General features: G+C 55.7%; 13 protein-coding genes and 1 tRNA gene. 8 read left to right on the top strand and 6 right to left on the bottom strand.

Annotation, left to right across the window (positions count from 1 at the left end):
• Both GAH_RS08955 and GAH_RS08960 read left to right on the top strand, forming a co-directional pair.
• Entirely contained in the window at positions 1 to 1,302 is a 1,302-nt protein-coding gene (locus tag GAH_RS08955) for an acyl-CoA dehydrogenase family protein (RefSeq protein ID WP_048096238.1), read from the top strand.
• A 13-nt stretch (positions 1,303 to 1,315) separates the two neighbouring features.
• Positions 1,316 to 2,062: an acetoacetate decarboxylase family protein gene (locus GAH_RS08960; protein ID WP_048096240.1), complete on the top strand. Its 747-nt coding sequence runs from the start codon at positions 1,316 to 1,318 to the stop codon at positions 2,060 to 2,062.
• 28 nt (positions 2,063 to 2,090) lie between these two features.
• Here the strand turns inward: GAH_RS08960 and GAH_RS08965 are convergent.
• Together GAH_RS08965 and GAH_RS08970 are read right to left on the bottom strand one after the other, a co-directional pair.
• Positions 2,091 to 2,164: transfer RNA gene (locus GAH_RS08965), tRNA-Thr, on the bottom strand.
• Between the two features lie 110 nt (positions 2,165 to 2,274).
• Positions 2,275 to 2,772, bottom strand: coding sequence for a 3-isopropylmalate dehydratase small subunit (locus GAH_RS08970; protein ID WP_048096241.1), 498 nt, complete (start codon positions 2,770 to 2,772; stop codon positions 2,275 to 2,277).
• Between the two features lie 104 nt (positions 2,773 to 2,876).
• Between GAH_RS08970 and GAH_RS08975 the strand changes: the two genes are divergently transcribed.
• Positions 2,877 to 3,890, top strand: a complete 1,014-nt coding sequence (locus GAH_RS08975) for an adenylosuccinate synthetase (protein ID WP_048096242.1) — start codon at positions 2,877 to 2,879, stop codon at positions 3,888 to 3,890.
• Between the two features lie 25 nt (positions 3,891 to 3,915).
• Here GAH_RS08975 and GAH_RS08980 read toward each other — a convergent pair whose 3' ends face one another.
• Positions 3,916 to 4,332, bottom strand: coding sequence for a ferritin-like domain-containing protein (locus GAH_RS08980; protein ID WP_048096243.1), 417 nt, complete (start codon positions 4,330 to 4,332; stop codon positions 3,916 to 3,918).
• 146 nt (positions 4,333 to 4,478) lie between these two features.
• On the opposite strand from GAH_RS08980, the gene GAH_RS08985 reads away from it, so the two are divergent.
• The 4 genes from GAH_RS08985 to GAH_RS09000 are packed head-to-tail and all read left to right on the top strand — an operon-like array spanning position 4,479 to position 8,304.
• Complete coding sequence (locus GAH_RS08985) at positions 4,479 to 4,667, top strand: methytransferase partner Trm112 (protein ID WP_048096245.1); 189 nt, start codon at positions 4,479 to 4,481, stop codon at positions 4,665 to 4,667.
• Entirely contained in the window at positions 4,664 to 6,259 is a 1,596-nt protein-coding gene (gene pyrG, locus GAH_RS08990; protein WP_048096246.1) for a glutamine hydrolyzing CTP synthase, read from the top strand. Before GAH_RS08985 ends, pyrG begins: the two co-directional genes overlap by 4 nt.
• Positions 6,252 to 7,166: a glutamine-hydrolyzing GMP synthase gene (guaA, locus tag GAH_RS08995; protein ID WP_048096248.1), complete on the top strand. Its 915-nt coding sequence runs from the start codon at positions 6,252 to 6,254 to the stop codon at positions 7,164 to 7,166. Before pyrG ends, guaA begins: the two co-directional genes overlap by 8 nt.
• Positions 7,159 to 8,304, top strand: a complete 1,146-nt coding sequence (locus tag GAH_RS09000) for an aspartate aminotransferase family protein (protein WP_048096250.1) — start codon at positions 7,159 to 7,161, stop codon at positions 8,302 to 8,304. Before guaA ends, GAH_RS09000 begins: the two co-directional genes overlap by 8 nt.
• 1 nt (position 8,305) lies before the next feature.
• Here GAH_RS09000 and GAH_RS09005 read toward each other — a convergent pair whose 3' ends face one another.
• A complete protein-coding gene (locus tag GAH_RS09005) occupies positions 8,306 to 9,124 on the bottom strand; it encodes an MBL fold metallo-hydrolase (RefSeq protein WP_048096251.1) in 819 nt (272 codons plus the stop codon).
• A 74-nt stretch (positions 9,125 to 9,198) separates the two neighbouring features.
• On the opposite strand from GAH_RS09005, the gene GAH_RS09010 reads away from it, so the two are divergent.
• Complete coding sequence (locus GAH_RS09010; protein WP_048096253.1) at positions 9,199 to 10,371, top strand: MFS transporter; 1,173 nt, start codon at positions 9,199 to 9,201, stop codon at positions 10,369 to 10,371.
• On the opposite strand, the gene GAH_RS09015 is transcribed toward GAH_RS09010, so the two are convergent.
• Together GAH_RS09015 and GAH_RS09020 are read right to left on the bottom strand one after the other, a co-directional pair.
• Positions 10,339 to 12,060, bottom strand: coding sequence for an aldehyde ferredoxin oxidoreductase family protein (locus GAH_RS09015; RefSeq protein ID WP_048096255.1), 1,722 nt, complete (start codon positions 12,058 to 12,060; stop codon positions 10,339 to 10,341). The two genes, GAH_RS09010 and GAH_RS09015, sit on opposite strands and share 33 nt — an antisense overlap.
• Entirely contained in the window at positions 12,061 to 13,146 is a 1,086-nt protein-coding gene (locus tag GAH_RS09020) for an iron-containing alcohol dehydrogenase (protein WP_052747835.1), read from the bottom strand.
• Between the last annotated feature and the right edge of the window lie 2 nt (positions 13,147 to 13,148).

Below are 13,148 nucleotides of genomic sequence, written 5' to 3' on the forward strand. Positions count from 1 at the left end.
ATGAAGTTTCTCGACCTCGACGAGCTGAGCGATGAGGACAAGCTTCTGAAGGAGGAGGTGCACCGCTTTGCTGTGGAAGTTATGAGGCCCGCATCCATAGAGCTGGACAGAATGGAGCCTGAGGAGAGAGTCAAGCCGAATTCTCCGTACTTCAGGGTCTTCCGGGAGATGAAGAAGCTCGGATACCACAAGATAACAATTCCGGCGGAGATGGGTGGTGTTGACCTGACCCCCCTGCAGAGGTACATGATAATGGAGGAGCTCGGATGGGGGAGCCTGGGGCTTGCCACAGCAATAGGCGTTGACCAGATTCCGTTTGCGTGCGCAGCACTATTCGGCCCTCCTGAGCTTTACGAAGAACTCGTCGTTCCATGGCTTGAGGACGACAAGGGGAAGTATCACGGGTGCTGGGGAGTTACCGAGCCCGAGCACGGCAGCGACTACCTGATCGCCCTCAGGGAGGATGAGGAGCTTGTGAGGAAGTTTGGAAAGGGAAACGTTGTTGCCGAAAAGGACGGAGACGAGTGGATAATCTCGGGCCAGAAGTCCGCATGGGTCTCTTCAGCTCCAGTGGCAACCCACTGCGGGTTGCATGCCCAGCTCAAGGACGGAAAAACCCTGCTCGATGGACTGTTCTGCATCGTGCCCCTTGATGCAGATGGAGTGAGAAAGGGCAGGCCTGCGGACATGCTCGGGATGAGGGACGACCCGCAGGGAGAGCTTTTCTTCGACGGGGTCAGAATTCCGGAGAGCCACGTTGTTGTCGCTCCCGGGTTCTTTTACGGGGTGTTTCTCGACCAGCTCCTCTGCCTGACGAGCTGCGGGATGGGTGCGTTTGCCGTTGGACTTGCGAGGGCCGCGTTTGAGGAGGCTTTGAGCTACGCGAGGGAGAGGGTGCAGGGAGGCGTGCCGCTTGTCAGGCACAAGAACATCAAGCTGAAGCTCTACGAGATGTTCGAGAAGATAGAGACTGCAAGATACTACGTTCGAAAGGTGACGGAGTACACCCACCGCAGGATAATAGACGAGAGGACTGCTGACGCTTCACCAAGACACGCGAGGGCGGCGCAGATATACGCCAAGAGGATCGCATTTGAGGTGGCCAATGACGCGCTTCAGATTTTTGGTGCCTCTGGGCTCAGCAGGGAGTTTATAATTGAAAAGCTTTTCAGAGATGCGAGAGCTCTGCAGATCGAGGACGGGACTGTGGAGGTTCTGAGCCTCGAGGCAGGAGAGGACGTTGTTGAGAACTACGAGAAGGACTACTACGATGTTGAGAAAATTTCGAAGTGGTATGATTAGGAGGTGGTGAAGCATGCTGAAGGGAATTCCCTTTGATTCCCCGCTTTATGAGGTGGACGAGGAGAGGGGAATAGAGTACAGGAACTGTGAGGCGATAACCGCCTTTTTCACCATAAGAGGTGACGTGAGCGAGATCCTGCCTGAAGGTCTGAAGCCCTACAGCGACCCTCCGCAGGGAGGGATATGGATCTCCCACTACTCCTTCAGCACCCTCGGAGAGTACTGGGAGTTCATAAGCACGATTCAGGTTGAAGACGAGAATGGAGACATGGGCTACTACATCCCATACATTTACGTCACCAACGACGCTGCAATGGCTGCTGGCAGAGAAATAGCCGGAGCGCCGAAGAAACTGGCGAAGATAGAGCTGAGGAAGAGCTACGATGTCGTTCAGGGCATTCTCGAGAGGCCTGAGGGAACGAGACTCGTCACGTTCACGATGAGGCCATCTGCAAGGGCAACGGGAGGGCTGATAGACATGGTTCTGCCCAAGCCCACGTACCTCTACTCCGTCAGGCACTTCCCGCCGATAAACGGGAAGGGTGGGGTGACCCAGCTTGTCAAGTGGTACGCGGACATAGACTTCCACGTCGATCCAAATGGGGAGAAGGTAATCTTCGCCGGAACCGCGAGCGTGAGCTACGACATGCCCTCGGCAATAGATCCTGTGCACAGAATTGAGCTAGACGAGGTGCTGCTCGCCATATACTTCCAGTTCGACATGAAGCTGGGGTTTGTGGACATACTTAGAGAATACTGAGCACGCAGAAAATGGCAAAAAACCGAAAAGCCGCCGGCGGGATTCGAACCCGCGGCCTGGTGATTACGAGTCACCCGCTCTGACCAGCTGAGCTACGGCGGCTCAGTAGCTCGAACTCACCCTCGTGTTGCAGATACCGCACACGAGGCCGTTCGAGGTCGGAAGGAAGTAAACCTCATTACCGCACACGGGGCACTTTTTACGGGGTGGTATCATACCACGAGGTCACCCTTTTTCTTCACGTACTCCACGAGCCCCCCTTCGTTCAGGATGTTTATCATTATTTCGGGGAGGGGCTTAGCCTCTATTTCTTCACTCTTGGTAAGGTTTTTTATTTTTCCGGTTGAGAGGTCAACCTCGAGCTCATCGCCGGAGTCTATCCTGTCCGTGTCGGCTATGAGCACGGGGAGTCCAACGTTTATGGCGTTCCTGTAGAAGATTCTGGCGAACGACTTGGCTATGACCGCTGAAACACCTGCAATCTTTATTGCGAGCGGCGCGTGCTCCCTGCTGCTCCCCATGCCGAAGTTCTTGCCTGCGACGATGAAGTCTCCGGGCTTCATCTTCTTCGGGAACTCCGGATCCGCATCTTCCATGACGTGCTTTGCGAGCTCTGGCATGTTGCTTCTCAGGTGGTAGTACCTGCCGGGAGTTATGTGGTCGGTCGAGATGTCGTCGCCAAATTTCCACGCTTTGCCTCTGAGGATCATCTTTCACCACCTGCTCCTCTCTGTTTTTAACGTTTGTTGTGCTCTGCATGAGAAGATGAAGATTTAAATAATAGCTCGCACACCTTACCTCGGGTGTAATCAGGATGACAGCGACGATTGTTGTGGGTGGATTCTGGGGCGATGAGGGTAAGGGGAAGATAATTGCCCACATAGCTCACTCCGACAGGCCAAAAATAATAGCGAGAGGCGGAGTTGGGCCGAATGCGGGACACACGGTTGAGTTCAATGGGAAGAAGTACGGGGTAAGGATGCTGCCATCCGGCTTTGTGTACAGGGACGCGAAGCTTCTGGTGGGTGCCGGAGTCCTCGTGAACCCACAGGTGTTTCTCGATGAGGTCAAAACGCTCGGGGTAGAGGACAGGGCGAGGGTTGACTTCAGGTGTGCGATAATAGAGCAGAGGCACATAGAGGCTGACAGAAGCTCTGAGCACCTCTCCGGGAAGATTGGCTCTACAGGCAGTGGCTGCGGGCCAGCGAATGCTGACAGGGTGATGAGGGTGGCGAAGCTGGCGAAGGAGGTTCCGGAGCTGCAGCCGTTTCTGACAGATGTTCCGCTTGAGGTGAACGAGGCCATAGACAGCGGGGAGTTCGTGCTCATTGAGGGTACTCAGGGGTTCGCGCTCAGCCTGTACTACGGCACCTACCCGTACGTGACGTCCAAGGACACCTCCGCATCTCAGATGGCCGCTGATGTTGGGGTTGGCCCCACCAAGATAGAGGATGTGGTCGTTGTGTTCAAGACCTTCCCCACGAGGGTTGGCGCCGGGCCATTTCCAACGGAGATGAGTCAGGAGGAGGCGGAGAAGCTCGGCATTGTGGAGTACGGGACTGTGACCGGAAGGAGGAGGAGAGTTGGCTGGTGGGACGGCGAACTCGCGAGGTACTCTGCGATGGTGAACGGGGCGACGCAGATAGCCATAACCGGAATAGACAGGCTCGACAAGGAGTGCTTTGGTGTGAGGGAGTGGGAGAAGCTGACACCCAAGGCCAAGGAGTTCGTGGAGAGAGTTGAGGATGACACTGGCGTACCAGTTACGCTCATCTCAACCGGCCCTTCCTTAGAGCAGATAATCGACCTGAGGAGCGAGAAGCTGTAAAAATGTGGGTTGAATTATTCTCCTTTTATTCCCCGAGGATTGACGAGAAGTAGTCGTGGTGCGCCTCCTCCTCTTCGAGGATCTGCTCGAAGAGCTTTGCTGTTGTGTAGTCTTCTTCTTCCATGGCCTTCTTTATGATCTTCCTGTAGAGCTCTATAGCCTCCTCCTCAGCCTTCTTGTCGAGCTCGATCATCTCCCTCACGGTTTTCCCGATCGTTATCTGGTCTGGAGTGGTTGTTGGCTCTCCTCCGAGGTAGCTAAGCCTCTCGGCGATGAGCTCCGCGTGTCTCATCTCCACGAGCGCTATTGCCCTGAGCTGGGCCTTCACCACCTCTCCCTCAAAGCCCTTCGCGAGGACATGCTGCCACATGTACTGGATGGACACCTGCATCTCCCTGGCGATCGCCCTGTTGAGCAACTCCCTAAGCTCGTCGCTAACCATAAGCAACACCCACATGAAGTTTGGTTCAGGAACTATTTAAAGCCTTGCCCGCTCTCCTGCTGGCAATGCCTTGGATCTCACACCAGCTGTCCGAATCTGCTGGCAATCAAAAACTTTAATAGTTGCGGAAAGAGTGGTTGTGCGTTATGAGGAGGAGCCTTCTTGACATTCTCGCATGCCCTACCTGCAAGGGCGAGCTGAGGCTTGAGGTTCACGAGGAAAATGAGGAAGAGGTGCTTTTCGGCAGGCTGATATGCGACAGCTGTGGTGTAGACTACCCGATTGAGAACGGGATACCGAACCTTCTTCCGGTGGAGCTGAGGGAGAAGCTATGAAGTTCATCGTGGTTACCGGAGGAGTGATGAGCGGTCTCGGAAAGGGGATCACAGCCGCGAGCATAGGCAGAATCCTCGTTGACATGGGCTACAGGGTGATCCCCATCAAAATAGACCCCTACATCAACATCGACGCCGGAACCATGAACCCGTTCCAGCACGGAGAGGTCTACGTGCTGAAAGATGGAACAGAGGTCGACCTCGACCTCGGCCACTACGAGAGGTTCATCGGCATAGAGCTCACCGGAGACCACAACATCACGACCGGCAAGATATACAGGAACGTCATCGAGAAGGAGAGGAAGGGGGAGTACTTGGGCCAGACTGTTCAGATAATCCCCCACGTAACTGATGAGATCAAGAGGTGGATCAGGGACGTGGCGAGGAGGAATGATGCCGACATATGCCTTGTGGAGGTTGGAGGTACTGTTGGAGACATAGAGAGCATGCCTTTCCTCGAGGCGATAAGGCAGATGCACAACGAGGAGAGGGAGGAGGACTTTCTGCTCGTTCATGTGACTCTAATTCCACTGGACAGCGGTGGGGAGCAGAAGACCAAGCCCACCCAGCACAGCGTGAAGGAGCTGAGGAGCCTCGGTCTCCATCCAGACGTGATAGTCGGGAGGTGCAAGGAGGAGCTCCTCGAATCAACGAAGAGGAAGATCTCGCTCTTCTGCGATGTGCCTGTTGAGGCTGTCATAAGCGCGAAGGATGCAGACGACATATACGAGGTTCCGCTCCTCTTCAAGAAAGAGAGGCTTGACAGATACATCGCGGAGAAACTCAGGCTGGAGAAGAGGGAGAGCTCTCAGGAGTGGGAGAAGTTCGTGGAGAAGATGTGGAACGCGAGAGAGGAGGTCAGCATAGCAATAGTCGGCAAGTACATGGACGTGAGGGATGCCTATATCAGCATCAGGGAGGCTCTGAAGATAGCGGGGATATACCACGGAGCGGTAGTGAAACCCATCTGGGTTGACAGCGAGGAGCTCGAGGACTTCGAGGAGATTGAGATTGATGCCGATGGAATCCTCGTTCCCGGCGGCTTCGGGCAGAGGGGGGTGGAAGGCAAGATAAGGGCGATACAGTACGCGAGGGAGAACGACATACCTTTCCTTGGGATCTGCCTCGGGTTCCAGCTCTCGGTAATAGAGTATGCAAGAAACGTTCTTGGATACGAGGATGCGAACAGCACAGAATTTGGAGATACGGAGCATCCGGTCATAGACCTCCTCCCCGAGCAGAGGGAGATTGACAAGCTCGGAGGGACTATGAGGCTCGGAGACATAGAGATCACGGTGAAGAGGGGAACGATAGCCTACTCCCTCTACAACTCTGAGAGGATATACGAGAGGCACAGGCACAGGTATGAGGTTAACCCGGACTACATACCGGAGTTCGAGAAAAGCGGTCTGGTTTTCTCCGGATATTCTGACAATGGGCGGAGAATGGAGATTCTCGAGCTGCCAGACAGGAGGTTCTTCTTCGCCACCCAGTTCCATCCCGAGTTCAAGGCGAAACCCTTCTCACCCTCACCACCGTTCATGGGGCTGGTGGGGGCGGCTCTTGAGTACAGGAGGGAGACAAATGGTTAATGTGGAGAAATTTGTCGAGAAGGCCATTCAGGAGATTAAGGATCAGGTTGGAGACGGAAAGGCGATAATCGCTCTCTCAGGTGGTGTTGACAGCTCAGTGTGCACCGTGCTTGCCCACAGGGCGATAGGTGACAGGCTGATTCCGGTTTTCGTTGACACTGGCCTGATGAGGGCGGGAGAGCCCGAAAGGGTGAGGGAGATATTCGGGAACATGAACCTCAGGTTCATAGATGCAAGAGATGAGTTCTTTGAGGCGCTGAAGGGAGTTACTGACCCGGAGGAGAAGAGGAAGGTGATCGGAGAGCTGTTCGTGAGGGTCTTCGAGAGGGTTGCGGAGGAGGTCAAGGCAGACTACCTGATTCAGGGCACGATCTACCCGGACATAATCGAGAGTCAGGGTGGAATAAAGAGTCACCACAACGTTGGGGGATTTCCGACTCACTACAGGTTCAAGGGGGTCATAGAGCCGCTCAGGGAGCTTTACAAGGACGAGGTCAGGGAGGTGGCGAGGTACCTCGGCCTTCCGGAGGAGATATCCGAGAGGATGCCATTCCCCGGGCCGGGGCTTGCCGTCAGGGTCGTCGGAGAGGTTACGCCTGAGAAGGTCGAGGTCGTGAGGAAGGCGACGCAGATAGTCGAGGAGGAGCTCAGAGACACGCCGAAGTGGCAGGCATTCGCCGCTCTCATAGGCAAGGCGACGGGAGTCAAGGGGGACATCAGGGTTTATGGCTATGTCATCTCCGTCAGGGCAGTTGAGAGCAGGGACGGGATGACGGCCGATCCGCTGAACCTCGACTACGAGAAGCTCAGGAGGATAGCGCTCAGGATCACGGGAGAAATTCCTGAGGTTGTCAGAGTGGTTTACGACATAACTCCAAAACCACCTGCAACGATCGAGTATGAGTGAGTGGATCGAGAGGGAAGGAAAGGTCTTCATGCAGTTTTTCAACCGCTACTCGATTGTCGTGGAGAGGGGAGAGGGCTGCTGGCTCTACGACGAGGATGGCAAGAAATACCTCGATCTGATAGCTGGGATAGCCTGCGTTTCGGTTGGACATGGAAACGAGTTCGTTGCGAGCAGAATTGCCGAGCAGGCAAGAAAGCTGATGCACGTCTCCAATCTTTTCTACACCAAGCCACAGGTGGAGCTCGCTGAGAAGCTTAAGGAGATCACCTCCCTCGACAGGTTCTTCTTCACGAACTCTGGCACGGAGAGCGTTGAGGCTGCGCTGAAAATCGCGAGAAGGGCGACGGGGAGGAAGAAGTTCGTCGCATTCACGAACGGCTTTCACGGCAGAACGATGGGTGCCCTTTCCGTTACTTGGAAGGAGAAGTTCAGAAAGCCGTTCGAGCCGCTTGTCGGGCCGGTGAGCTTTGCCGACTTCAACTCGATCGAGAGCCTTGAGAGAGCCGCTGACAGGGACACTGCGGCAGTGATACTCGAGCCCGTGCAGGGCGAGGCGGGGGTGTTTCCCGCAGATAGGGATTTCGTCAGGAGGATCTTCGAGCTCAGGGACGAGCTCGGATTCCTCGTGATATTCGACGAGGTGCAGACGGGCTTTGGCAGAACCGGGGAGTGGTTCGCGAAGGACATCTACAATGCAACGCCCGACATCATGACGATGGCCAAGGCAATGGGCAACGGATTCCCCGTGGGGGCTGTTGCCGTAAGCGAGGACGTGCACACGAAGATTGAGAAGGGAGACCACGGCTCAACATTCGGCGGAAATCCGCTTGCGTGTGAGGCTGCATTGGCCACAATAGAGTACATCGAGCAGAACAACCTTCTGGAAAATGCAAGGAGGATGGGTGAGCTGTTCATGAACGGTCTTAAGGGTCTCGACTTCGTTGAGGACGTCAGGGGCTTCGGGCTGATGATCGGGGTTAGCGTTGGTGACGCCAAGGGCCTCAGCCAGCACCTCATGAGCAGGAGTGTGCTCGTCAACGCGACCTCGGAGAGAGATGTGAGAATCATCCCGCCGCTGACTATTAGAGAGGAAGAGGTCAGCTTTGCCCTTTCAGCGTTCAGGGAGTACGGAGTATAGCTCACTCCACCTCAATTCCCCTGTTTTTCAGGTGCTTCAGGATCATGTTTCTCTCGAAGTAGTCGAGGATGTCCCTCCGTCCGGGCTTTCTTCCCCGGTAGATGGGCGAGATCTCGACGATCTCATCCACCGCACGTCCTGCTCTCCACAGCTCCAGTATCTCCTCCTCTCTCCTGTCGAAGTGCTCGAGAAATTCTGAGAGCAGCCCCTCTATCTTGTCCCTGCCGAACACCGGAGGGCGGTGGGATGGCACGATCACGTCGAAGTCGAGGCTGAACAGCTTCTCCACGCTCCTCTTGAACCTCTCCGGATCGCTCTCAGGGTTGCCGTACCATGGACCGAAAGAGGTGAGATCTATGTCTGCCGAGAACAGGATCTTCCCGTCTATCAGGAAGAGATGCATGTCCACTGTGTGCCCCTCAGTTTTGACAGGAACGACCTCGTGGTTCTCCGTGCTGAAGTCGTGGCTCTCGTCGTAGAGGGTTCCGCTGAAGTCCCTGAGGCCGGCAACGTTCATCGCGAAGTCCTTCCACCTGTCCTCAATCCCCGGAGCGAACCTCCTCGCCAGCTCCTCTACCCTCGTGTTCGGGTGAGGCGTGAAAACCCTCTTTCCACGACTCTCCGCGAACCAAGCTCCGGAGGCGTGATCGGGATGGGTGTGGGTCAGAACGAGGGAGTCGAATCTGTCCAGAACCTCCTTGAGTCTGTCAATTCCGCAGCTCGAGTCGATCAGGAGCCTGTCCACGAGCAGGCAGTTGCAGTAGGGGAACCTTCCGGCGTTCTCCCCCTCTATCAGATAGACGCCATCAGCCAACTTCACGAATTTCCTGCGAAAAATTGAGATAAATAGCTTTTCTCCGCTCAATTTTTAACGCGAGATGTGGGATGGGTTGTGTGGAGCGGAGAGTTCTGTCCATATCAGCTGCGAGGTTTGCAGACTCCCTCGGAGGGGGGATGGCCTACTTCACGCTCCCGATACTAATTGGGGCGATAGCTCACTCCTCAATGCCAGTAGACACGCTGTCCGGGATAGTTATATCCACGTGGGGTCTGCTCGCCACAATCTTCCAGCCAGTCGCTGGAAAGGTGATAGAGAGGAAGGCGCATCCCAAGTGGTTCCTCTTCTCCTCCCTCTTCCTTACAGCCATCCTCGTAATGCTCTACACGAGGGTCAGGAGCGTGGAGGAGCTTGTGGTCCTCAGGGCGCTTCTCGGAATCGTGGAGAGCTTTCTGATGGTATCCAGCCTCACGCTTCTCATGCACTTCGCCGGGAGGAAGAAGGGTGAGTCATTCGGGATATACAACACCTTCACTGACCTCGGCTTCTCAGCCTCACCAGTCCTTGCTGGCACTTTAATCGCGATGGGGATAGATGTGGTCTTCTACATCTCCGCTCTCCTCGTGCTTGTCTCCGCCATTGCCGTTGCCATCTTCGTTGAGGATGCTGGAGATGTGTCGGTGAGGGGGAGGAGCGGCGGGATTCTTGACCTTGGAAGGGAAACCGTCCCTGTCCTCCTCTCCCTTTCCGCTGCGGTAGCGCTCATGTCCTCAATAGTCCCCCTCGAGAACTCGTTCATGGAGAGGCTGAGCATAACTCCATTCGAGTTCGGGCTCTCCTTTACCCTCTACCTCACAACGAGGACTGTCTTCAACACCTTCGCGGGAAGAATAACCGACAGGAAGGGGGCCAAGAGAGTTTACTTCCTCTCGTCAATTCTGCTCTCGTTCACAGCACTCCTATTTCTTGTCAGAAGCTTTCCTGTTTTTCTCGCGGTCAGGTTCATTCAGGGGTTCGTCGTGGCCCTTGTTTACACATCCTCGGCTGTCTACGTGGCAGAGAGAAGCGGTTTGAGCTACGCCATGTCCATGAGCGTCCTCTCGTCTGTCATAACAGCCGGCCTTACTCTCGGCCCGCTCGTCGCCGGATTTCTCAGCGGGTATCTTGGCTTCGAGATCGCCTACATCCTGTTCTCCGCAATGGTTGCCACGCCCATCTTCTACGAGATGCTGAAGGAGGGAACAAAAAAGAAGGGGTTACCAGCCCCTGAACTGGTAGTACTCCCTTAGCTGCACCTCAAGATCCGGCACGTGCCCCTCGCTGCCACCATCAACGGGCTGCATGATTATCTCTGGCAGCCTGTCCCACTCCTTTCCTCTCCCGGCAAGCTCGTTGAACTCCCTCTTCCTCAGGAATGTCCTCTCACCAACCTCGTAGATCCTCTCGATGGTGTAATCGATGCCCGTGGATGTTGACAGAAGCTGGGAGATGTGCTTCGGCTTTGCAGGTACAAATACGCACATGATGAGGGAGTTGAAGATCTCGGAGTAGTTCTGCATCTTTGCCGTTATCACTCCCTTGCCCTCGTTCTCGAACCTCCCGCTGCTAACTATGCCGTACTCCTTTATCTTCATGCCCATCTCAATGTTGTACATTTGGTGGGGCAGGTGGCATGCACCCCTGTTGTTGGTCGCGTAGGCAACGGCGAGGCTCGCAAAAGCTCTCGGATCGTGCATCGGTATCTCGAGCCCCCTGACGTGGGCGGCCACTCCATGCAATCCGAGCTGCTGCTCCACCCTCATGCTTCCCTCGGCAAGCACATCGCCCTTTCCCCTCCTGAACGCTATATCTTCAAGCATCTGTCTGGCCTTCTCTGCCTCTCCGAACCTGATGCCGAAGTCGGCTATGTTGTTCTCTGTCAGGTACATGGCCATGCCGATCGTGACGCCGGAAGAGATGGTGTCGAGGCCGAGCGAGTTGGCGAGGTGGTTCATCTCTATGAGAGCCTCAGCCGAGTCTATCATGAGGAGCGAGCCGTAGCTCGCGAGGGTCTCGTACTCGGGAAGGTGGTATTCTTTGCCGTTGTAGTCCAGCACTTTTCCGCACCTTATCGGGCAGCCCAAGCACCCATCGTGCCTCTTCAGGTATCTCTCTACAATATAGTTGCTCGAAATCTTCTCCGCAGCGCCGAAAACTCCTTGGGTGAAGTACTTTGTCGGCAGGTCTCCGAACATCTCCGAGGACTCCACGTAGCCACCTGTTCCAACTTCCTTGAACATGTTGGCCGTGAAGTTGTCCTTGATCCTCGCAACGAGGTCGTTCATCGCCCTCCTGTACCCCTCCGGGTCTGCAGGCTCTGGGGTGAAAGCTTCATCCTTCGCAACCGCAATGGCCTTCAGCCTCTTGCTGCCCATCACCGCACCCATCCCCGTCCTTCCGGCGGCCCTCGAGTTGTCGACGAGGATGCACGCATACCTGACAAGGTTCTCTCCGGCTGGCCCTATCACGGCCGTGGATACATCCCCCTCATCCCTCTCTATTGCCTCCTGAGCCTCGTACGTCGTTTTCCCCCACAGGTGGTCGGCGCTCCTTATCTCGGCTCCACTCGAGTCAATGTACAGATACACCGGTCTGTCGCTCTTGCCCTCGACGATCAGCCCGTCCCATCCTGCCCTCTTCAGGTAGGTGGCGAACTTCCCGCCTGAGCTGCTCTCCCCCCATGCGTATGTCAGGGGGGAGCGTGCGGTGAACTGGGCTCTTGAAGCAGAGAGAGCCGAGGCGGTCAGCGGCCCGGTCATGACTATCAGCGGGTTGTCACCGCTGAACGGCTCGGCCTTGTAGCTTCCGTAGTCGAGGTGGAGGTTTACCGCAACACCTCCTCCACCAACATACTCCTCGTAAAGGCTGTTTTCCGGCCTGTACTCCTTAACCTCTCCACTCTCAAGGTTGACCCGCAAAATCTTTCCTGCATACATCATTCAGACCAACCTCCTGAGGATGTTCTCGAGATCCTCTGCATCGGGCACGAACGGGCCCGTGATAACGCAGCTGTCCTGCATAGCCTTCTCAACGATCTCGGGAATTGCATCATCGAAAGGCTTCTCGGAAAAGACCGAGAAAACGTCAAACCTTTCGGAAATCTCTCTAATCCTCTCCATCACGTCGAATCCAACGAGCCTTGACAGCTCGTCCAGCCTCTCCACGCCCCTCTCCCTGTAGAACTCGAGGACTGGAAGCAGAAACCCGGCTATCGCATCTCCATGGGGGACATTCATGACCGCCCCGAATGCGTGTGCGAGCGCGTGAACGACTCCAACCTGCGAGTTGCTGAAGGCCATCCCTGCCATCGTGGCGGAGATGTGCATGACTTCCCTTGCCATCTCATCACCCTCGAAGGACTTTTCGATGTTCTCGAGGATGTCCCTCGTCGCCCTAACGGCGAGGGCGTCGCTGAAGGGGTTGCTGAACGTCGAGAGGAAGGCCTCAACCGCGTGGCTCAGCGCGTCAAATCCTGTAGAGATCACCAGCTTCCCCGGCATGCTTTTGACGAAGACCGGGTCAACGATGGCGTAGTCTGGCACAACTTCCTCGTTGGCCATCACGACCTTCCTGTCCTCCTCTTCATCCTTCAGCACTATCGCCCAGCTCGCCTCACTTCCCGTCCCGCTTGTTGTTGGAATGGCGATGAACTCCGTCCTCTTCTCAAACCCGTAGTCCCTGAGGTCGGTGAAGGGCGTAATCTCCTCGGGCTCCATCTCGACCTCTGACAGGATCCTCCCTGCCTTCGCGAGGTCTATCACACTCCCTCCACCAAGGGCGATGATAATGTCGGGGTTCAGCTCCCTTATCCTCTCCGCAAGGTCGAGGGCGTCGCTCTTAAGAGGCTCTCTCGGCTCTGCGGCGTAGACCTCGAACTCCCCGAGGTGCTTTCCGATGGTGTCCAGATGCCCGAGCTCCACCATCACTTTGTCGGTCACCACAACTGGCCTGCTGTCCTCGTACCTCTCGAGGAACTCCACCGAATCCTCTCCGAAGATAACCCTCGGGGCGAGAAACTTCCACATTA

The organism is Geoglobus ahangari (assembly GCF_001006045.1).
Lineage (GTDB): Archaea > Halobacteriota > Archaeoglobi > Archaeoglobales > Archaeoglobaceae > Geoglobus > Geoglobus ahangari.

Coding starts and splice junctions, on each gene's coding strand:
- GAH_RS08985 (WP_048096245.1), top strand. CDS start 4,479: ATGAGGAGGAGCCTTCTTGACATTCTCGCATGCCCTACCTGCAAGGGC.
- GAH_RS08975 (WP_048096242.1), top strand. CDS start 2,877: ATGACAGCGACGATTGTTGTGGGTGGATTCTGGGGCGATGAGGGTAAG.
- pyrG (WP_048096246.1), top strand. CDS start 4,664: ATGAAGTTCATCGTGGTTACCGGAGGAGTGATGAGCGGTCTCGGAAAG.
- GAH_RS09000 (WP_048096250.1), top strand. CDS start 7,159: ATGAGTGAGTGGATCGAGAGGGAAGGAAAGGTCTTCATGCAGTTTTTC.
- GAH_RS08960 (WP_048096240.1), top strand. CDS start 1,316: ATGCTGAAGGGAATTCCCTTTGATTCCCCGCTTTATGAGGTGGACGAG.
- GAH_RS08980 (WP_048096243.1), bottom strand. CDS start 4,332: ATGGTTAGCGACGAGCTTAGGGAGTTGCTCAACAGGGCGATCGCCAGG.
- guaA (WP_048096248.1), top strand. CDS start 6,252: ATGGTTAATGTGGAGAAATTTGTCGAGAAGGCCATTCAGGAGATTAAG.
- GAH_RS08955 (WP_048096238.1), top strand. CDS start 1: ATGAAGTTTCTCGACCTCGACGAGCTGAGCGATGAGGACAAGCTTCTG.
- GAH_RS08970 (WP_048096241.1), bottom strand. CDS start 2,772: ATGATCCTCAGAGGCAAAGCGTGGAAATTTGGCGACGACATCTCGACC.
- GAH_RS09015 (WP_048096255.1), bottom strand. CDS start 12,060: ATGATGTATGCAGGAAAGATTTTGCGGGTCAACCTTGAGAGTGGAGAG.
- GAH_RS09020 (WP_052747835.1), bottom strand. CDS start 13,146: ATGTGGAAGTTTCTCGCCCCGAGGGTTATCTTCGGAGAGGATTCGGTG.